The sequence below is a fragment of the Mesorhizobium sp. M0587 genome (assembly GCF_040320945.1).
GTDB lineage: Bacteria > Pseudomonadota > Alphaproteobacteria > Rhizobiales > Rhizobiaceae > Mesorhizobium.
Genome location: NZ_JAMYQP010000007.1, coordinates 48,465 through 68,797, shown reverse-complemented (window position 1 = coordinate 68,797; position 20,333 = coordinate 48,465). Strand labels below are relative to the sequence as shown.

14 protein-coding genes are annotated in these 20,333 nt (G+C 62.6%); 4 read left to right on the top strand and 10 right to left on the bottom strand.

Features of this window, described 5'->3' with window-relative positions; all coding sequences use genetic code 11:
- Window positions 1–43 precede the first annotated feature (43 nt).
- The gene (locus NKI49_RS08675) at window positions 44–499 is read left to right on the top strand and encodes a TadE family protein (protein ID WP_352599472.1); all 456 of its coding nucleotides are present in this window, start codon (window positions 44–46) and stop codon (window positions 497–499) included.
- Window positions 500–2,254, top strand: coding sequence for a Tad domain-containing protein (locus tag NKI49_RS08670; RefSeq protein WP_352599470.1), 1,755 nt, complete (start codon window positions 500–502; stop codon window positions 2,252–2,254).
- A gap of 21 nt (window positions 2,255–2,275) precedes the next feature.
- Here NKI49_RS08670 and bglA read toward each other — a convergent pair whose 3' ends face one another.
- The 10 genes from bglA to NKI49_RS08620 form a co-directional block, all read right to left on the bottom strand.
- Window positions 2,276–3,892 (bottom strand): beta-galactosidase BglA, encoded by a 1,617-nt coding sequence (gene bglA, locus NKI49_RS08665; protein WP_352599468.1) that lies wholly within the window; start codon window positions 3,890–3,892, stop codon window positions 2,276–2,278.
- On the bottom strand, window positions 3,892–5,895 hold the full coding sequence (glgX, locus tag NKI49_RS08660) for a glycogen debranching protein GlgX (protein WP_352599466.1): 2,004 nt from the start codon (window positions 5,893–5,895) through the stop codon (window positions 3,892–3,894). The genes bglA and glgX overlap by 1 nt, the downstream gene beginning before the upstream one ends.
- A 151-nt stretch (window positions 5,896–6,046) precedes the next feature.
- Window positions 6,047–7,675: an alpha-D-glucose phosphate-specific phosphoglucomutase gene (locus NKI49_RS08655; RefSeq protein WP_352599464.1), complete on the bottom strand. Its 1,629-nt coding sequence runs from the start codon at window positions 7,673–7,675 to the stop codon at window positions 6,047–6,049.
- Between the two features lie 3 nt (window positions 7,676–7,678).
- Complete coding sequence (gene glgA / locus NKI49_RS08650) at window positions 7,679–9,124, bottom strand: glycogen synthase GlgA (RefSeq protein ID WP_352695608.1); 1,446 nt, start codon at window positions 9,122–9,124, stop codon at window positions 7,679–7,681.
- 76 nt (window positions 9,125–9,200) lie between these two features.
- The gene (gene glgC, locus NKI49_RS08645; protein WP_027022864.1) at window positions 9,201–10,466 is read right to left on the bottom strand and encodes a glucose-1-phosphate adenylyltransferase; all 1,266 of its coding nucleotides are present in this window, start codon (window positions 10,464–10,466) and stop codon (window positions 9,201–9,203) included.
- Window positions 10,467–10,501: 35 nt separating this feature from the next.
- On the bottom strand, window positions 10,502–12,715 hold the full coding sequence (gene glgB / locus NKI49_RS08640; RefSeq protein ID WP_352599459.1) for a 1,4-alpha-glucan branching protein GlgB: 2,214 nt from the start codon (window positions 12,713–12,715) through the stop codon (window positions 10,502–10,504).
- Window positions 12,716–12,816: 101 nt separating this feature from the next.
- Complete coding sequence (locus NKI49_RS08635; protein WP_352599457.1) at window positions 12,817–15,285, bottom strand: glycogen/starch/alpha-glucan phosphorylase; 2,469 nt, start codon at window positions 15,283–15,285, stop codon at window positions 12,817–12,819.
- Window positions 15,286–15,418: 133 nt separating this feature from the next.
- Window positions 15,419–16,201, bottom strand: a complete 783-nt coding sequence (locus tag NKI49_RS08630; RefSeq protein WP_352599747.1) for an ATP-binding cassette domain-containing protein — start codon at window positions 16,199–16,201, stop codon at window positions 15,419–15,421.
- Window positions 16,202–16,203: 2 nt separating this feature from the next.
- Window positions 16,204–17,265 (bottom strand): ABC transporter permease, encoded by a 1,062-nt coding sequence (locus NKI49_RS08625; RefSeq protein ID WP_352599455.1) that lies wholly within the window; start codon window positions 17,263–17,265, stop codon window positions 16,204–16,206.
- 157 nt (window positions 17,266–17,422) lie between these two features.
- Window positions 17,423–18,400 carry a sugar ABC transporter substrate-binding protein gene (locus tag NKI49_RS08620; protein WP_502899492.1) on the bottom strand — a complete coding sequence of 326 codons (978 nt, stop codon included), beginning with the start codon at window positions 18,398–18,400 and terminating at the stop codon, window positions 17,423–17,425.
- Between the two features lie 269 nt (window positions 18,401–18,669).
- Between NKI49_RS08620 and NKI49_RS08615 the strand changes: the two genes are divergently transcribed.
- Entirely contained in the window at window positions 18,670–19,890 is a 1,221-nt protein-coding gene (locus NKI49_RS08615; RefSeq protein ID WP_352599453.1) for an ROK family transcriptional regulator, read from the top strand.
- Window positions 19,891–20,331, top strand: coding sequence for an RbsD/FucU family protein (locus NKI49_RS08610; RefSeq protein ID WP_352599451.1), 441 nt, complete (start codon window positions 19,891–19,893; stop codon window positions 20,329–20,331).
- The last annotated feature ends 2 nt before the right edge of the window (window positions 20,332–20,333 follow it).

Sequence of the window (20,333 nt, the reverse complement as noted above, 5' to 3'; positions counted from 1 at the left end):
ACAATCGGCTTCTATATAGTTCCTTCTCAGATGCGTGATAGTCATGAGTAGCAGAGCAAGTAAATTATCGATATTTTGCGAAATTTTGAATAAATTCAGAGAAGAACGTGCAACTTCCGCCGTTGAATTCGCCCTGCTCTCACCACTCTTCATTCTAATTTTGCTCGGCATGGTTGCATACGGTATATACTTCGGCGCCGCCAATTCGATCCAGCAGATCGCTGCCGATGCAGCCCGGACTGCCATCGCCGGATTGAATCAGACCGAGCGGCAGACGCTCGTGGCGAGTTTCGTCAGCAACAATGCCGGCGGATATCCCTTCGTCGACGCCAGCAAATTGACCTATCAGGCCAACGACAGTGCGGCCGACGGAAGCCAGTTCGTGGTGGCCATCCAGTACGATGCCCGCAACCTGCCGATCTGGAACCTTTTTCCAGGCATAGCCATGCCGGGGACCACGATCAAGCGCCAGTCGACGATAAGAGTTGGGGGCATCTGAATGTTGCTGCGCGGGCGCAAGAGGATCGGCCGGCTTGCTCGGCTGATGCTGGATGACAGGAAGGCGAACTTCGCCGTCATGACGGCATTGAGCGCGCCGGTCGCGTTGGCGTTGGCCGCGGTAGCCATCGACGAAGCCTCGATCTACGGCGAGCGCCGCGAAGCCCAGGCGATGGTGGACCTGGCGGCGATCACCGCGGCCTCGAACATCACCAAAATTCAAACCGCGGTGGTGACCACCCTCACCGACAACGGGATGCCAGGTGTTGTCGTTCAGAGTTCGGGACAGACGATCGCTCCAGCCGTCGGAAAGACCGTCGTGTCGGTTACGCCCGGGCGATACGCAACATCAACCGCCAATGTCAGCCAACGCTTCCAGGCTGGCGTAACACCCTACAACGCCGTCCATGTCACCCTGAAGAAGATTCCGGCGCGTTATTTCGCGAGTTCGCTTATCCCTTCTCCCATCATCGGCACCGAGGCCACCGCCAGCATGACGCCGGAGGCAACGTTCTCGGTCGGGTCGAGGCTGGCCAGCGTCAATGGCGGCATTCTCAACGCTTTGCTGAATGGTCTTCTCGGCAGCAACATCTCGCTCAGCGTCATGGACTACAACTCGCTGATCGCCGCGGATGTGAGCGTATTTTCGTTCGTGGACGCCCTGGCCGTCCAACTGAGCTTGACCGGAGTATCATATTCGGATGTGCTGGCATCCAAGGCGACCGTCGGCCAGATCGCCACCGCAATGGCTAACGTGCCCGGCCTCGGCAATACGGCAAAAGTCGCCTTGCAAACCATCGCGACCAAATCGACCAGCACGGTCAAGATTCCGCTCAGCCATCTCATCGATCTCGGTTCCGCCGGCAGTCTCGGCCTCGGGCAAAGGCCAGCCGGCCTCGGCGTCGACGCTAGCGCGATGGGAATGCTGATGGCCGCCGCCGGACTGGCAAACGGTTCGAAGCAGATCGACCTCGGTCTCAGCACCGGCATACCGGGAGTGCTGTCGACCACGCTCGCCATCGCCGTCGGCGAACCGCCGCAATCCTCGCCATGGCTGGCAGTCGGAGAAGTCGGCACCATTGTGCGGACGGCCCAGACCCGCATCAAGCTGGTGGTGAAGATCGGAGGCGGCAACAGCAGTATCGGGGGCGGCATTACCCTGGTGTCGGTCAGCCTGCCCCTGCATGTCGAAGTCGCCTATGCCGAGGCCAAGCTCACCGACATAAGTTGTCCGACAGGCCCGGACAGTATCAAGGTCAGCATCGCTACACGTCCCGGTATCGTGGAAGGGCATCTCGGCGACAGCAGCAGCGCCGGCTTCGCCGATTTCACCAAGAAGGAGACGTTTTCCAACACCGAAATCGCGGGCGTGAAACTTCTGCTCATCCCGCTGCTGTCCGTGGTGGGCTCAGCGGCGTTTGACATGGCCAACAACACGCCGACGACGCTGACTTTCAACAAGGCCGATATCGATGCCAAGACGATAAGGACCGCTTACACGCAAAATTTTACCCAATCGTTGACCACGTCGCTGGTCAGCGATCTGTCGCTGACGGCGAATTTGCTGGGTCTGCCGCTGAATCTGGACAGCCTTCTGGGATTTGTGAAGCCTCCAGTGGTGGCGCTTCTGAACGGCGTGGCGGCTCCGGTCGACACGTTGCTTGCCGACCTGCTCGCAACGCTCGGCGTGCGCCTCGGGGAAGCCGACGTCCGGGTCACCGGCGCAATTTGCGGGCGTTCCGTACTTGTTCAGTAAGGTGGCCGACGCCGCGCTGAATTAGGCAAGCCGTCCAAGAAAGCACCCGAGTGCCGGCAGCGAAAGCTCGTCCTCCCTGTGGGGCGAGGCATCGCCGCCAAGTTTCGCAACCCCTACGATATCCCGCGGCACCGGCCAATTCGCCGGCTCTCCGGAGAAGTTGAAGACGCAGAGCAGTCTTTCGCCGCCCTCCTCGCGGACAAAGGCCAGTACGTCGCCTTCGGCGTCGAGAAAGCGGATCGAACCTCCGACCAGCGCCGGATGCCGCTTGCGCAAAGCGAGCGCCGAACGGTAGGCGGAAAGTACCGATTCATCGCCGCTCTGTACATCGACCGCGCGAGCGCGGTGGCTTTCCGGCACCGGCAGCCAGGTTTTGCCGGTGGAGAAACCTGCATTGTCGGCGCCTGCTTCCCAGACCATGGGCGTGCGGCAGCCATCCCTTCCCTTCACACCGGGCCAGAAGCGGATGCCGACCGGATCGCGCAGGTCCTCATAGGCAAGTTCCGCCTCCTGCAAGCCGAGCTCCTCGGCCTGGTAGAGGCAGATCGAGCCGCGCAGGCAGGAGAGCAGCATGATCGAGAATTTGGCGACCGCGTCGGGATCGCCGCCCGGTCGCGTCCAGCGGCTGACATGGCGCACCACGTCATGGTTGGAAAACGCCCAACAGACCCAGCCATCGGTGACCGCATTTTCAAACGCCTCGACGCAGCCCCGCACATGGGCCGCCGAAAACTGCGGACCAAGCAGGTCGAAAGTGTAGCACATATGCAGTCTGTCGGCGCCAGAGGTGTAGGCGGCCAGCGTCTGCAACGAGCGGCCTTCATCGCCGATCTCGCCGACGGCAGCGCGGCCCTCATACTCGTCGAGCAGCGCCCTGAAGCGCTGGAGGAACGCCAGGTTCTCCGGCTGTGTTTTGTCGAACAGATGCTCCTGGTAGAGGTAGGTATTGGTCTCGCTGTTGGTCCCGGCGACGCTCGACGCCAAGGGTGGATTGCTGCGCAGCCAGCGGTCGTGGACATAGTAGTTGACCGTATCGAGCCGGAAACCGTCGACGCCACGGTCCAGCCAGAAGCGCACCGTATCCAGAAGCGCATCCTGGACGTCCGGATTGTGAAAATTCAGGTCCGGCTGCGAGGCGAGGAAATTGTGCATGTAGTATTGCCGGCGGGTCGAATCCCACTCCCAGGCCGGGCCCCCGAAGACGGACAGCCAGTTGTTGGGCGCGTTGCCATCGGGCTTGGTGTCGGCCCAGACGTACCAGTCGGCCTTGGGATTGTCGCGGCTGGCTCGGCTTTCGACGAACCATTCGTGCTGGTCGGATGAATGCGACAGCACCTGGTCGATGATGATTTTCAGGCCAAGGCGATGGGCCTCGGCGACAAGCGCATCGAAATCCTCCAACGTGCCGAACATCGGATCGACGGCACGGTAGTCCGACACATCGTAGCCCATATCGGCCATCGGAGACTTGAAGAAGGGCGACAGCCAGACGGCGTCGACGCCGAGCGCGGCGATGTGGCCTAGCCGAGATGTGATGCCCTTGAGATCGCCGCTGCCGTCGCCGGTCGAGTCCTGGAAGGATCGTGGATAGACCTGATAGATGACACAGCCGCGCCACCATTCGGCGTTGTCAGCCATCACGAACCCTTCCCGGCGCTGGCCTTTCCGGCCCGGCGCTCAATCATGAAGTTCACGCTGCGGCCCGGCAACGGGCGCGCAAGGTCGATCGGCTGCGTCTCGATCGCCTGATGCCATTGAAAGCCATCCCGCGACGGCAGCGCGAACACGCATTGCCGGCGATCGCCATTGATCATCACGGCAAGGCGGCCGGCCACTCCGCTGCTGTCGCCAAGCAGCATGACGAGGCGGTGCCGCGAGAGCTCACTCCAATCGGACTGGCCGAGCGGCGCTCCGGTTTCCGTCAGCCAGGCGACATCGGGGATGCCTGAAAGATCGGTGGCCTTCCCGGTCAGGAAATGCGTGTCCGACAGCGCAGGGAAAGTACGGCGCAGTGCGGAGAGCATCCCAACGTACCGCTCCAGCGCCTCGTCACGGCCTGCCCAGTCGAGCCAGGTGATCGCGTTGTCCTGCGCGTAGGCATTGTTGTTGCCTTGCTGGGTGCGGCCGAATTCATCGCCGGCCGTAAGCATTATGGTGCCGCGCGAGGCGAACAGCGTGGCAAGCAGCGTCTGCTGGTCGTTGAGGCGAGCCAATGCCACGGCCGGGTCGCCCGCCTCACCTTCCACGCCGTTATTCCACGACAGGTTCTCATTGTGGCCGTCGCGGTTCTGCTCAGCATTGGCGTCGTTATGCTTGCGCTCATAGCGCACGATGTCGGCAAGCGTCATGCCGTCATGGGCTGCAATGAAATTGACCGTACGGCTGGTCGGCTGGCCGGCTCTATCGAAAATGTCCGAGGATCCGGCAAGCCGGGTCGCCAGCGCGCCGATCATGCCTGCATCGCCACGCCAGAAGCGCCTGACATCGTCGCGGTATTTGTCGTTCCATTCGAGGAAGGGCGGCGGGAAATTACCAAGCTGGTAGCCGTCCACACCGATGTCCCAAGGCTCCGCGACCAATACGCGGTCGGCCAGCAGCGCATCCGTGCGCATCGCCTTCAGCAATGGCGCATCGGCATCGAATGTTCCGTCAATCCGGCCGAGGACCGGCGCCAGGTCGAAACGAAAACCGTCGACGCCGGTATTGAGAATGAAATGGCGGAGCGTATCGAGGACCATTTCCCGAACCACGGGATGGTCGCAGGCAAGAGTATTGCCCGTCCCGGTATCGTTGACGAGCCTGTTGTCCGACATGTGCCGGTAGTAGGCCTGGTTGTCGAAACCACGCAGCGACAGCGTCGGGCCAAGCCCGTCGCTCTCACCGGTGTGGTTGAAGACGAGATCGAGAATAACGCCAATGCCAGCCTCGCGCAGCGCGGCGACCGTAGCCCGCAATTCCATGATCCCGCCCGGCGCGAGACGCGGGTCGAGCGCCATGAAGGTGACGGGATTGTAGCCCCAGGCGTTGCGCAGCCCGAGGGGTGGCAAATGCCGTTCATCTATCGATGCCGTCACCGGCATCAATTCGACGGCGGAGACCCCGAGTTTTTTCAGGTGCTCGATGATAGCCGGGTGAGCTAGCGCTGCGACCGTACCGCGCAATTTTTCCGGGATATCCGGATGCAGCAAGGTGAAGGCACGCACCGGCACTTCGTAAATCAGACCACCGGGCTGAAAAAGCGGCGGCGCAGCCTTTGCCGGTTTTAGGGTGGCGGCAATCGCCTTCGGCATCAAGGGAGCGGTATCGGCCCCCTCGCCCCGGCGCTGGGCCAGCCGCCAGTCATGCGCGTAGGGCCTATCGATTTCGACGGCGTAGGGATCGGTCAGCAGCTTGTCGGGGTCGAACCACAACCCGCGCTCGGGCGCATAGTCGCCATCGGCACGAAAACCGTATCGGGCGCCGGCGGCAAGGCCTGGCACGAAGAGGGCATGGACGCCGTTGCCTTCCGGCTGCAACTCCAGCCGCTCGAACTCACGGCTTCCCTGCTCGTCGAAGATCGAGACCCAGAGGCGACGGGCCGACGACGACCAGGCGGCAAAGCGGATGCCTTCGGGGGTGATGATGGCGCCGAGCTGGTTCATGGGCTCGTCCTCCACCCTCCCGCTTGTTGGGAGGGTCGCGAACGACGTGAGCGGGGTGCGGTGCGCCGCAGGAAAAGCGCTTTACGAGCACCCCGATCCGCTTCGCGGATCGACCCTCCCCACAAGGGGGAGAGTGAAGCCGCCACCACGCTCAAGTAATCACGCTCGGCTTGTCGCGGCCGGTGTGGCTCTTTATCCCGGCTATGTCATCGGCGGCAGCAATGAGATCGGCGAGTGCTGCCTGCGTATCGAGATCGTGCCTCGCCTTGTCCGGCTCGTAGCGCTCGATGTAGACGCGCAAGGTCGCGCCCGAGGTGCCTGTGCCGGAGAGCCGGAAGACGACACGCGAGCCGCCTTCGAACAGCACCCGGATGCCTTGATGCTCGCTCACCGAACCATCGACCGGATCGCGATAGGCGAAGTCGTCGGCGCTGGCGATCGTCATGCCGCGCACGCCGGTGCCCGGCAGCGAGCCGAGCCTGGCGCGCAGTTCATCGACCAGCGCGTTGGCGCGGTCGCTCTCGACCTCTTCATAGTCGTGGCGCGAATAATAGTTGCGTCCGTAGGCCGCCCAATGCTCGGTGACGATCTGCTTGCAGCTTTCGCCGCGCGCGGCAAGGATATTGAGCCACAAAAGCACCGCCCAAAGGCCGTCCTTTTCGCGGACATGGTTGGAGCCGGTGCCGGCGCTTTCCTCGCCGCAGATCGTCGCCATATCGGCGTCGAGCAGATTGCCGAAGAACTTCCAGCCGGTCGGCGTCTCATAGATGCCGATGCCGAGTTTTTCGGCGACGCGATCGGCCGCGCCGCTGGTCGGCATCGAGCGGGCAATGCCTTTCAGCCCGTCCTTGTAGCCCGGCGCCAGGCGGGCGTTGGCGGCAAGCATGGCGACAGAATCCGACGGAGTGACGAAAATGCCCTTGCCGATGATCAAATTGCGGTCGCCGTCGCCATCGGATGCGGCGCCGAAATCCGGCGCGTCCGGCCCCATCATCTCATCATAGAGATGTTTGGCATGGACGAGATTGGGGTCCGGGTGATGGCCGCCGAAATCCGGCAGCGGCTTGAAATTGCGGCAGGTGCCGTTGGGCGCGCCAAGCCGGTGTTCGAGAATCTCCTTGGCGTAGGGACCGGTCACCGCATGCATGGCGTCGAAGCGCATGCGGAAGCCAGACTTGAACAGCTTGCGCAGCGCGTCGAAATCGAACAGGCTTTCCATCAGTTCGGCATAGTCGGCAACCGGGTCGATGATCTCGACGGTCATGCCGCCGGCCTTGACGGTGCCGATCGTGTCGATGTCGATCGGATCGATGTCGGCGGTCTTGAAGCTCGAAATCGCCTTGGTCCTGGCGAAGATCGCATCGGTCAGCTTTTCCGGCGCCGGACCGCCATTGCCGGCATTGTACTTGATGCCGAAATCCTCATGCGGGCCGCCCGGATTGTGGCTGGCGGAGAGGATGATGCCGCCGAAGGTCTTGTATTTGCGGATGACATGCGAGGCGGCCGGCGTCGACAGGATGCCGCCCTGCCCGACCATCACCTTGCCGAAGCCGTTGGCGGCGGCGATGGCGATGGCCTTCTGGATAACCTCGCGATTGTAGAAGCGGCCGTCGCCGCCGATCACCAGGGTCTTGCCCTTGAACCCGTCGAGCGCGTCGAAGATCGACTGAATGAAGTTCTCGGCATAGTGCTCCTGCTGAAACACAGGCACCTTCTTGCGCAGGCCCGACGTGCCAGGCTTCTGATCGGAATAGGGTTTGGTGGGAACGGTCCGTATCATGCTTCAAGAAACCCTTTTCGAAAGCAGCAGGCGATAAAGTTCGACATATTTTTCCGCGCTTCGATCCCATGACACGTCGGACTTCATGCCCTGGCACTGGATGGTTTCGAAGGTCGCGGGACGGGCGAACGCGTCGGCAAGGCGGCGAATGGCGTGGATAAGCGCACCGCCATCGTTCGGCGCAAACTGAAAGCCGGTCGCCACACCTGCCGCCATTGCGGCCTCGTTGGCGTCGATGATGGTGTCGGCGAGGCCGCCGGTGCGGGCAACCACCGGCACGCAGCCGTAGCGCAGCCCATAAAGCTGCGTCAGCCCGCAAGGTTCGAAGCGCGACGGAATGACGATGGCGTCGCAGCCGCCTTGCATGATGTGGGACAGCCCCTCGTCATAGCCGATGACGACGCCGATGCGGCCGCGGTGGCGCGCGGCGGCGGCAAGCAGCGCGCCTTCGAGGCCGGCATCGCCGGAGCCAAGGATGGCCAGCCGCGCGCCCGTCGCGACGATACCGTCGACGACCGTCGCCAGGATGTCCATGCCCTTTTGCCACGTGAGGCGGCTGACGACGCAGACGATAGGGCTCTCGTCGCGGTCTAGGCCGAAGCGGTCCTCGACGGCGGCCCTGTTGGGCGCGCGCGCTTTCAGTGTTGCGGCCGTGTAGTTCGACAGCAGATGCTTGTCCGTTTCCGGATCCCAGATGCCGGTGTCGATGCCGTTGACGATGCCATGGAGATCGCTGGAGCGCATATTGATGAGGCCATCGAGACCCATGCCGAATTCGGGCGAACGGATCTCTTGCGCATAGGTCGGGCTCACTGTGGTGATTGCCCAGGCGGCCTGGAGGCCGGCCTTGAGGAAGCCGACGCCGCCATAATATTCGACGCCGTCAAGCGCCATGGCTGCCGCGGGCAAGCCGAGTTCGGCGAAAATGCCGGCGCCGAACTGGCCCTGGAAGGCGAGATTGTGGACCGTCATCATCGACGGCGTGCCGACCGCCTTGCCGTAGCGCATATAGGCAAGCGTCATGGCCGACTGCCAGTCATGGGCATGAACGATGTCGGGAAGATAGCCGGAGATGGCTCCGCCGGCGATATCGCCGCCAACCCGGCTCAGCGCCGCGAAGCGCCGCCAATTGTCCGGCCAGTCCGCACCCAAGGCATTGCCGTAGGGACCGCCGGGGCGGTCGAAAAGATGCGGCGCGTCGAGCACGAAGAGATCGAGCCCGGCAAGTTGGACGGAATGGACCGAGGCCTTGCCGCCCTGAAGCAGCGGATACTGGTAAACCGCCTTCTTTTTCTTGAAGGCGTCCATCACCGCGGGAAAGCCTGGAATGAGCGTGCGCATGGTCACGCCCTTGGCGGCGAGCGCGATGGGCAGCGCCCCGGTCACGTCGGCAAGCCCACCGGTCTTGATCAGCGGAAAAATCTCGGGCGTGGCCGAAAGAACCTGCATGCGCTTAACGATCCGCTCCTAGTGCATGTCGCCCAAAAGTGTAGTGGTTTTGGGACAACGGCATGCACGAAACACCCTAAAGTGACAGCTTGTTGATCATGTCCTGCGTGACCAGGCAGATGCCTTTTTCCGAAACGCGGAAGCGCTTGGCGTCGAGCACGGGATCCTCGCCGACCACCAGCCCTTCCGGTATCCTTACACCGTGGTCGATGACGACGCGCTTCAACTTTGCGTTCCGGCCGACATGGACGTCGGGCAGCATGACGACCTCTTCCAGCGCCGAATAGGAATTGATCCGCGCGCCGGTGAAGATCAGGCTCTTCCTCAGCGACGCACCGGAGACGATGCAATCGCCCGAGACCAGCGAGGAGATGGCCGAACCGCGCCGGCCGTCCTCGTCATGGACGAACTTCGCCGGCGGCTTGAGCTCGGCATAAGTCCAGATCGGCCAATCGCGATCGTAGAGATCCAACTCCGGCGTCACGTCGGTCAGATCGATATTGGCTTCCCAATAGGCGTCTACCGTGCCGACGTCGCGCCAATAGGCCTCGTTCTCGGCGGTGGAACGCACGCAGGACTTGGCGAAGCGGTGGGCGATCGCCTTCCCATGCTGGACGATGTATGGGATGATGTCCTTGCCGAAGTCGCGACTCGAGCCCGGTTCGGCGGCATCGCGGCGCAGCTGCTCCATCAGGAACTTGGTCCTGAACACGTAGATGCCCATGGAAGCCAAAGCAAACTCCGGCTTGTCGGGAATGCCGGGCGGATCGGCGGGTTTTTCGACGAAGGCGATGATATTGTCCTTGGCGTCGACATGCATGACGCCGAAGCCGGTCGCTTCCATGCGCGGCACTTCAAGGCAGCCGACCGTGACGTCCGCGCCGGCATCGACGTGCTGGCGCAGCATCAGCTCATAATCCATCTTGTAGACGTGGTCGCCGGCCAGGATCACCATGTATTCGGGGCCATAGGCCTCGATGATGTCGATGTTCTGGTAGACGGCGTCCGCCGTACCCTCGTACCACTGCGTTTCCGACACGCGCTGGCTGGCCGGCAGGATATCGAAGCTCTCGTTTCGCTCGGGCCGCAGGAAGTTCCAGCCGCGCTGCAGATGGCGGATCAGCGAATGCGCCTTGTACTGGGTGGCGACGCCAAGGCGGCGAATGCCGGAGTTGAGCGCGTTGGAGAGCGCGAAATCGATGATGCGTGTCTTGCCGCCGAAGTAGACGGCTGGCTTGGCGCGCCGGTCGGTCAGTTCCTTGAGGCGGCTGCCGCGGCCGCCGGCCAACACATAGGCCATGGCATCGCGCGCCAGTGGCTGGGTCCGTTTCAAGTCTGCCATTTCTACCCTCCCAATTTACTCAATCCCGACATGGCTCAGCCGGCAACGAGTTCAAGCATGATCGTCGACAGCGGCGGCAAAAGCATCGTTGCAAAGATGCTCTCGCCTTCTGCCCGCGCCTCGACGGCGCCGCCATTGCCCTTGCCGGAACCGCCATATTCGGAAGCGTCGGTGTTGATGATCTCGCGCCACGTGCCGGCGCTCGGCAACGGCACGCGATAATTGTCGCGCGGCACCGGCGTAAAATTGGAGATGACGGCCACCGGACTGCCGCCCGGAGCGCTGCGCAGCCAGGCAAAAACCGAGTTTTGGCTATCGTCGACGATCAGCCAGGAAAACCCTTCCGGCTCGCAGTCGCGGCCGTGCAGCGCCGGGCGCGAACGATAGAGATAGTTGAGGTCGCGCACCACTTGCCAGACGCCGCGATGCGGCCGGAAATCAAGCAGGTTCCAGTCGAGCGCGCGCGCCTCGCTCCATTCGCGGCGCTGCGCGAACTCCTGCCCCATGAACAGCAGCTTCTTGCCGGGATAACCCCACATGAAGCCGTAATAGGCACGCAATGTCGCGAATTTCTGCCAGTCGTCGCCGGCCATTTTGCTTAGCAGCGTACCTTTGCCGTGCACGACCTCGTCATGCGAGAGCGGCAGCACGAAATTCTCTGAAAAAGCATAGACCAGCCCGAAGGTCAGGTCGTTGTGATGGTGCTTGCGGAAAATCGGCTCCTTGGAGAAATACTCCAGCGTGTCGTGCATGAAACCCATGTTCCACTTGAAGCCGAAGCCCAGCCCGCCTTCGTGAACCGGTGCCGAGACCTTGGGCCATGAGGTCGATTCCTCGGCGATGGTCATCACACCCGGATGGTGGCCGTAGACCTCCTTGTTCATCTTCTGGAGGAAGCTGACCGCCTCGAGATTCTCGCGGCCGCCCTTCTCGTTGGGGATCCATTCGCCCGCGTTGCGCGAATAGTCGAGGTAGAGCATCGAGGCGACCGCGTCGACGCGCAACCCATCGACATGATATTTCTCGGCCCAGAACAGCGCATTGTTGACCAGGAACGACACCACCTCGCGGCGGCCGAAATTGTAGATCGCGGTGTTCCAGTCGGGATGAAAACCCTTGCGCGGGTCGGCATGTTCATAGAGCGCGGTGCCGTCGAACTGAGCCAGGCCGTGCTCGTCGACCGGGAAATGCGCTGGAACCCAGTCGAGAATGACGCCGATGCCGGCGCGGTGGGCGCCGTCGACGAAGCGGGCAAAGCCATCGGGATCGCCAAAGCGAGCCGACGGCGCGTAGAGTCCCGTGGTCTGATAGCCCCAGGACGGATCATAGGGATGTTCGGAGATCGGCATGAACTCGATGTGGGTGAAGCCGGTCTCGACCACATAGGGGATCAGCCGGTCGGCGAGTTCATCCCACGATAGGAAGGTACCGTCGTCGCGAAGCTGCCAGGAGCCGGCATGGACCTCGTAGATCGAAATGGCCTCGCGCCGGGGATCGGCATTGCGCCAGAAACTGCGGTGCGCCTCGTCGCCCCACGGATGCGACGACGACACCGCGGTCACCGACGCCGTTGCCGGCCGCAGTTCGGACTTGAAAGCGAACGGATCGGCCTTCAGCGGCAGCCTGACGCCGTCAGGGCCGATGATCTCGTATTTGTACGGCCGGCCGGCGCCGATATCGGGAATGAACACTTCCCATATGCCGGTGTCGCGACGGTCACGCATCGAATGCCTGCGGCCGTCCCAGTCGTTGAAATCGCCGACCACCGAGACACGCCTCGCATTGGGAGCCCAGACGGCGAAATGCACACCGGTAGCGCCTTCGTGCTCGATGACATGGGCGCCGAGTTTGTCGAAAAGCCTCAAATGCGACCCCTCGGCGATATAGTAGTCGTCCATCGGGCCGAGCACGGGACCGAAAGAATAGGGATCGGTCAGCCACCAGTCGCCGCCGGCATTCCTGGCGTGATAACGCAGCGGCTGGCGTTTTTTTATCGACAGCGTGCCTTCGAAGAAACCGGCATCGTCGCGCCTGAACAATTCGCCGGCCTTGATACCGGTCAGCGTGTAGGCGGTGACGGACTCGGCATGCGGAACGAAGCAGCGGGCAAACAGGCTTTTGCCGATCTCATGCACGCCAAGAATCGAGAACGGATCACCATGCGTGCCCGCGACAATCGCCGCAACATCGCTGGCTGGCGCCAGTCCGTCCGGCCCGCTTGTCGCAGCGGTCACGCGCGGCTTCTTCATCAGGCAGTGTCCCTCCCCGGGCACCAGGTGTTTGCTTTAGCGGTGTGAATTCGACACCCACACCATCAGGACCACGTTGTTCGCAGCCTCATGCAATCACATCAGACAGGTACGTTCCAGATGTCTTTCGCATATTGGCGGATCGTGCGGTCGGACGAGAACCAGCCGACCCGTGCGACGTTGCGGATCGCCTTGGCATACCATTGCGGGCTGTTGCGCCAGACTGCGTCCACGTCGCGCTGGCAAGCGGCGTAGGCGTCGAAATCCGCAGCGACCATGAACCAGTCGCTCTGGTAGAGCCCATTGATGAGATCGCGGTAGCGGTCGGGATCGTCCGGCGAGAAGACGCCCGACGAAACAGCGGCCACGGCCTGTGCCAGTTCGGATGATGCTTCGATCACACCGCGCGGATTGTAGCCATTGTTGCGCCGCTCGGCGACCTCGGCGGTGGTCAGGCCGAAGATGAAGATGTTGTCGTCGCCGACACACTCCTTGATCTCGACATTGGCGCCGTCGAGCGTGCCGATGGTCAGCGCGCCGTTGAGTGCGAATTTCATGTTGCCTGTGCCCGACGCTTCCATGCCGGCGGTGGAGATCTGTTCGGAAAGATCGGCCGCCGGCATCATGATCTCGGCCAGGCTGACATTGTAATTCGGCACAAAAACCACTTTCAGCAAGCCGCGAACGGCCGGATCGCGATTGATGACCCTGGCGACGTCGTTGGCCAGCTTGATGATCAGCTTGGCGTTGTGGTAGCTGGGCGCCGCCTTGCCGCCGAAAAATTTCACCCGGGGCATCCAGTCGCGCTCGGGATGCGAGCGGATCTGATCGTAGAGCGCGATCGCCTCGAGGATGTTGAGGAGTTGGCGTTTGTATTCGTGGATGCGCTTGATCTGGATGTCGAACAGCGCCGAGGGATCGACCTTGATGCCGAGCCGGTCGGCGACGAGATTGGCCAGCCGCACCTTGTTGGTGCGCTTGACGGCGGCGAACTTGTCGCGAAAGGCGGCATCATCGGCGAAGGCGTCAAGACCCTTGATGGCATCGATGTCATCGAGAAAGCGGTCGCCGATCGCCTCGCGGGCGAGCGACGTCAGCCCGGGATTGCACTGGATCAGCCAGCGCCGTGGCGTGATGCCGTTGGTCTTGTTGTTGATGCGGTCGGGATAGAGCTTGTGCAGGTCGGCAAACACCGTCTCCTTCATCAGATCGGTGTGCAGCGCCGAGACGCCGTTGATCGAGTGTGAACCGACAAAGGCCAGATTGCCCATGCGCACCCGGCGGTCGCCATTTTCCTGGATCAGCGAGATGCGGCTGATCTGCTCGTCCGAGAACTGGTCGGAGGCACGCGCTTCCAAAAGCACTTCGGCGTTGATGGCGTAGACGATCTGCATATGGCGCGGCAAAAGCCGCTCGAACAGCGGCACCGGCCAGCTTTCCAGCGCCTCGGGCAACAGCGTGTGGTTGGTGTAGCCGAACGTGCGCTTGGTGATGCTCCAGGCCTGATCGAAATCCATGCCGTGGACATCCATCAACAGGCGCATCAGCTCGGGCACGGCAATCGCCGGGTGGGTGTCGTTGAGGTGGATCGCCGCCTTGTCTGGCAGCGATTTCAGGTCGCCATACTGGCTGAGGTGACGCTGGACGATGTCCTGGAGCGAGGCGGTGGAGAAGAAATATTCCTGCCGCAGCCTGAGCTCTTGCCCGGCCATGTGGGAATCGGCGGGATAGAGCACGCGCGACAGCGCGTCCGCCTTGTTACTCTCTGCCAGCGCGCCGATATGGTCGCCGGCGTTGAACTTGTCGAGCAGGATCGGATCGACCGGCATGCCCGACCACAGCCGCAGCGTGTTGACGCGGTTCGCCCGCCAGCCGACGACCGGCGTGTCGTAGGCGACGGCCAGAACGTGCTCGGTCGGTTTCCAGACATGGCGTTCGAGTCGACCGTCCTTCGACGTGACCGATTCCACCGAACCGCCGAAGCCGACCTCGAAGGAACGCTCGCGCCGTTCGAACTCCCAGGGGTTGCCGTGGTCGAGCCAGGTTTCGGGCAGCTCGACCTGCCAGCCGTCATGGATCTCCTGGCGGAACATGCCGTTGGCGTAGCGAATGCCGTAGCCATGCGCGGGGATGTCGACGGTCGCCATGCTTTCCATGAAGCAGGCGGCGAGCCGGCCAAGGCCGCCATTGCCGAGGGCGGCATCCGGCTCGAGCGCAGCGATGAGATCGAGATCGACACCCAGAGACGAGAGCGCCTCGCGCATATTGTCCATCAGGCCGAGATTGGAGAAGGCGTCGCGCATCAGGCGGCCGATGAGGAACTCCAGCGACAGGTAGTAGACGCGCTTTTCCTTCTGGTCGTAGGCCTCTTTCGTCGCCTGCATCCAGTGGTCCACGATGCGGTCGCGCACGACCTTGATCGAGGCGGTGAGCCAGTCGTACTGGGTCGCGACGGTGGTATCCTTGCCGACCCTGTATTTGAGGGCCATCAAGACTTCCCTTGCGAGCGTCTTTGGATCAGGATTTTCAAGGAGGGGCGGAAGGGGTTCGGATGTCATCGCGCGCGTCATGCTACCTCTCGTGCGGTTGCCACGATCATACCGGCTTTCAGCATTCCTCCCAGCCCATGGTAGTGCATCCTTCGATATGTTCAATCGATTTAGACAGCGAGACCGCCGGAATGACCCTGCGGCAATTTGGCAGTCAGGCGGCGAGCGCCGCTTCGGGAGGCGTCTTGGCGCCGGTCATGAATGCGACGGCGTCCGACATCGTGTACTGCTTGGGGTCGATGACGCAGAGGCGTCGGCCAAGGCGATGGATGTGAATGCGGTCGGCGACCTCGAAGACATGCGGCATGTTATGCGAGATTAGCACGATCGGCAGACCGCGCTTCTTCACGTCGAGGATCAGTTCCAGCACGCGACGGCTCTCCTTGACACCGAGCGCTGCCGTTGGCTCGTCCATGATGACCATTTTCGAGCCGAAGGCGGCGGCGCGCGCTACGGCCACGCCCTGCCTTTGGCCACCCGAGAGCGTCTCAACCGCCTGGCTGATGTTCTGTATCGTCATCAGGCCCAGTTCGGTCAGCTTGTCGCGGGCGCGCTTCTCCATCGCCGGGCGGTCGAGCATGCGCAGCCACTGGCCGACAAAGCCGGGCTTGCGGATCTCGCGGCCAAGAAACATGTTGTCGGCGATCGACAATGCCGGCGACAACGCCAGGTTCTGGTAGACGGTCTCGATACCGGATTCTCGGGCTTCCATCGGGGACTTGAAGGCGACGGGTTTGCCTTCAAGCCGGATTTCGCCTTCATCGGGCACGACGGCGCCTGAAATCGCCTTGATGAGCGACGACTTGCCAGCGCCGTTATCGCCGATGACAGCGAGGATTTCGCCGGGGTAGAGGTCGAAGTCGGCATTGTCGAGAGCGGTGACGCGGCCATAGCGCTTGACCAGGCCACGAGCGGTGAGAATGGGTTCCTGGGTCATGGTTATGCCGAAACCTTTCTGATCCATTGGTCGACCGCCACGGCGCCGATGATCAAACCACCGGTGAGCAGCACTTTCCATTGCGGATCGGCGCCCAGCATGTTGAGGCCCATGGAGACGACGCCGACGATCATCGCGCCGAACAGCGTGCCCAGGATCGAGCCGCGCCCGCCGAAAAGAGAAATACCGCCGATCACCGTCGCGGTGATCGCCTGCAGATTGTAGTCGGTGACGGCAGCCGAAGGCGAGATCGAACCATTGCGGCCGATGGAGACCCAGGCAGCGAAAGCGGCGATCAGCCCGGCAAGCGTGTAGACCGTCATCAGCACTTTCTTGGTCTGGATGCCCGAGAGCTTCGCCGCCTCCTGATCGTCTCCGACGGCATAGACATGGCGGCCCCACGCCGTGTGGTTGAGCACGTACCAGAGGAGCAGCACCAGCGCGACCATGGCAATGACGCCGGCCGTCAGCACCGCGGTGCCGACCTTGAAGCTCAGGGCGAACAGATGCAGCAGTGGTGCCTGGATATCGACATCGGTGTCGCGGATCGTCTCATTGGCCGAGTAGATGAAGTTCGTGGCCATGACGATATTCCAGGTGCCGAGCGTCACGATGAAGGGCGGCAGCTTCATATAGGCGACCAGCACCCCGTTGAGCAGCCCGCAGGCCGCGCCGGCGGCAAGCCCGATCGCCACGGCGAGCACGCTCGGCAGGCCGTAACTGACCGCGCAATTGCCCATGATGACTGCCGAGATCACCATGATCACGCCGATCGACAGGTCGATGCCGGCGGTCAGGATGACCAGGGTCTGCGCGGCGCCCAGAATGCCGACGATGGCGATCTGCTGCAGGATGAGCGTCAACGTGTAGGACGAGAAGAACCGCCCTCCAATGGTGAGGCCGAAGATGATGATCGCGAGAACCAGCACGATCAGCGGCACCGCCGCCGGTGTCGAATGCAGGAAGTGCTGGATGCGCCTGACGGCCGATTTATGCTCGTCGAAAGCGGCAACGCTTGTATCGCTGCCCGAGAGAACCTTCTCGAATTCCTGAGTTTGAGCCATGTTTCCTCCCCGTAGGGCTTCAGCCACGCACTGAGGCCGTCCACGCTTTCCGGTCTGCCGCCGGGATTGTTCGCGGTTACGCGACCCATCGTCCACCCGAAGCGGCCGGGGATCAAGCCCAGACCGCTTCGGTTTGTTGTTACCGGTCAGACCGGCATCAGCCCCAGCACTTGGCGAGGCCTTCCTTGGTATCGATGGACTTCACGCCATTGGCCGGCTTGTCTGTCACGAGATTGACGCCGGTATCGAAGAAATTCTTGCCCTCGGTCGGCTTCGGCTTCGTTCCGTCCTTGGCGAAAGCAGCGATCGCCTCGATGCCGAGAGCCGCCATCTGCAGAGGATATTGCTGCGACGTCGCACCGATGACGCCTTCGGCAACCGATTTCACGCCAGGGCAGCCGCCGTCGACCGAGACGATCAGCACCTGGCTTTCGAGGCCGACGGCCTTGAGCGCCTGATAGGCGCCGACAGCGGCCGGCTCGTTGATGGTGTGGATGACGTTGATGGTGCTGTCCTTCTGCAGAAGGTTCTCCATCGCCTTGCGGCCGCCTTCCTCGTTGCCATTGGTGACGTCATGGCCGACGATGCGCGGATCGCTCTCGTCGCCGATCTTGTTGGCGTCCTTCACGTCGATGCCGTAGCCCATCATGAAACCCTGGTCGCGCAGCACGTCCACGGTCGGCTGCGAGGGGGTCAGATCGAGGAAGCCGATCTTGGCGTCCTTGGCCTTGTCGCCGAGCGTGGCGGCGGCCCAGGCACCGATCAGCTTGCCGGCTTCGAGATTGTCCGTCGCGAAAGTCGCATCGGCCGCGTCGATCGGATCGAGCGGCGTATCGAGGGCGATCACCAGCAGACCGGCGTCGCGCGCCTTCTTCACCGTCGGCACGATGCCCTTGGTGTCGGAGGCGGTGATCAGGATGCCCTTGGCGCCGTCGGCGATGCAGCTTTCGATGGCCGCTACCTGGCTCTCGCTGTCGCCGTCGATCTTGCCGGCATAGGTCTTGAGGTCGACCCCAAGCTCCTTGGCCTTGGCGGCGGCGCCCTCCTTCATCTTCACGAAGAAGGGATTGGTGTCTGTCTTGGTGATCAGGCAGGCGCCGACACCGGCTGCGGATGCGGACGATGCAAATGCCATCAGGCCCAGAGCGGCCGCCGCGAAAACGGTGGACTTCAACAGTTTTGTATTGGTCACGATCTTCCTCCCAGTGGAACCATCCCGGATGCCGGCCAACCGGCATCTACGGCGCATCCAACGAACTTCTCCCAGCGTGGACGCTGCTTCAACAGAACACCAGAGCGCGGCCTCTGTCAATAATTAAATCACTCTTATTTATTATTGACAGCCTTGCTTCGTTCACTCATTCTGGCCCAAAAGCATTGCGGGGAAACGACGGGAGGAACAGGGTGGAGACCGCCAGGCACGGTTCGCCCGATGTGAATGAGAGCCTTATTCACCGCGGCACCAATCAGAGCGGCATGCGCGACCACAACGAGCGGCTGGTGCTCTCGCTGGTGCGCCAGCACGGCAGTCTGGCGAAGTCCGACATCGCCCGCATGACCGGACTTTCGGCGCAGACGGTTTCCGTCATCATGCGCGAACTCGAGGAAGAAAGCCTCCTCGTCCGTCAGGCGCCGATGCGCGGCAAGATCGGCCAACCCTCGATCCCGATGGCGCTCAATTCCGAAGGCGCCTTCTTCATCGGCCTCAAGATCGGCCGCCGCAGCGCAGAGCTCGTTCTGATCGACTTTCTCGGTAATGTGCGCTCGATGCTGCAGCATTCCTACCGCTATCCGGCACCGCGCGAGACCGTGGAATTCGTCACCAACGGCATGCGGCAGATGCGCGGCGAACTGACGCCTGCGCAGGACAAGCGTATCGCCGGGCTCGGCATCGCCATGCCGTTCGAATTGTGGAACTGGGCCGATACCGCCGGCGCGCCGCGCGACGTCATGGACGAATGGCGTCATCGCGACATCAGGGCCGACATCCAGGCGCAATGCGAATTTCCAGTCTATCTGCAAAACGACGCCACATCGGCCTGCGGCGCGGAACTGGTCTTCGGGCAGGCAGGTGCCGCGCGTGACTTCGTCTATTTCTATATCGGCGCCTTCGCCGGCGGCGGCATCGTGCTGAACGGCCGCCTGTTCGGTGGCCCGACCGGCAATGCCGGTGCGCTGGGCTCCATGCCTGTACCCGGACCCGATGGAAAGCCGACCCAGCTGATCGATGTCGCTTCCATCGCCATGCTCGAAAAGGCGCTCAATGCGCGCGGCATCGAGGCCTCGCATCTGTGGACGTCGCCGGAGGACTGGGGCGAGATCGGCGCCGAGCTCGACGACTGGATCGCCGTCGCCTCGCAGGCGCTCGCCTATGCCATCGTCGCGGCATCCTCGGTCATCGATTTCGAGGCCGCGGTGATCGACGGCTGGATGCCGAAGGCGGTACGCCGCCGGCTGGTCGACGCCGTCATCGCCGCTATCGCGGCGATCGACGGCGAAGGTTTGAAACTTCCAGCCGTTCGCGAGGGAAGCGTGGGCATTCATGCCCGGGCGCTAGGCGGCGCCAGCCTGCCGCTTTCCGAACGCTTCCTTATCGGTTCGACGACGATTTCCAGGAGCGTGTGAATGCTGATCGGAATCCCGGCGCTGCTCGGCCCGGAGCTTCTGGCGACACTGCGCGCCATGGGCCATGGCGACGAGATTGCCCTCGTCGACGGAAACTACCCCGCGGAAGACCAGGCTAACCGGCTCATCCGGGCCGATGGTCATCATCTCTTGCCGGTGCTCGACGCAATATTGAGCGTTCTCCCGGTGGACGACGCCGTGCCGGAGGCGCTGTTTCGCGCGTCGGTAAAAGGCGACCCTTCGCTCGCCGATTCCGTCCACCATGAGATGGAAGCGATCTGCGCCAAGCGCGCGCCGGGCCGCAAGGTGGTTGCGCTGGCCGGCGCCGACTTCTATGCACGGGTCAAATCGGCACATGCCATCGTCGCGACAGGCGAGCCTAGGCTCTACGCCAACATCATCATCCGCAAGGGCGTGATCTATCCGCCGGAGACCAAGTAGCC

Coding starts and splice junctions, on each gene's coding strand:
- NKI49_RS08675 (WP_352599472.1), top strand. CDS start 44: ATGAGTAGCAGAGCAAGTAAATTATCGATATTTTGCGAAATTTTGAAT.
- NKI49_RS08670 (WP_352599470.1), top strand. CDS start 500: ATGTTGCTGCGCGGGCGCAAGAGGATCGGCCGGCTTGCTCGGCTGATG.
- bglA (WP_352599468.1), bottom strand. CDS start 3,892: ATGGCTGACAACGCCGAATGGTGGCGCGGCTGTGTCATCTATCAGGTC.
- glgX (WP_352599466.1), bottom strand. CDS start 5,895: ATGAACCAGCTCGGCGCCATCATCACCCCCGAAGGCATCCGCTTTGCC.
- NKI49_RS08655 (WP_352599464.1), bottom strand. CDS start 7,675: ATGATACGGACCGTTCCCACCAAACCCTATTCCGATCAGAAGCCTGGC.
- glgA (WP_352695608.1), bottom strand. CDS start 9,124: ATGCAGGTTCTTTCGGCCACGCCCGAGATTTTTCCGCTGATCAAGACC.
- glgC (WP_027022864.1), bottom strand. CDS start 10,466: ATGGCAGACTTGAAACGGACCCAGCCACTGGCGCGCGATGCCATGGCC.
- glgB (WP_352599459.1), bottom strand. CDS start 12,715: ATGAAGAAGCCGCGCGTGACCGCTGCGACAAGCGGGCCGGACGGACTG.
- NKI49_RS08635 (WP_352599457.1), bottom strand. CDS start 15,285: ATGACGCGCGCGATGACATCCGAACCCCTTCCGCCCCTCCTTGAAAAT.
- NKI49_RS08630 (WP_352599747.1), bottom strand. CDS start 16,201: ATGACCCAGGAACCCATTCTCACCGCTCGTGGCCTGGTCAAGCGCTAT.
- NKI49_RS08625 (WP_352599455.1), bottom strand. CDS start 17,265: ATGGCTCAAACTCAGGAATTCGAGAAGGTTCTCTCGGGCAGCGATACA.
- NKI49_RS08620 (WP_502899492.1), bottom strand. CDS start 18,400: ATGGCATTTGCATCGTCCGCATCCGCAGCCGGTGTCGGCGCCTGCCTG.
- NKI49_RS08610 (WP_352599451.1), top strand. CDS start 19,891: ATGCTGATCGGAATCCCGGCGCTGCTCGGCCCGGAGCTTCTGGCGACA.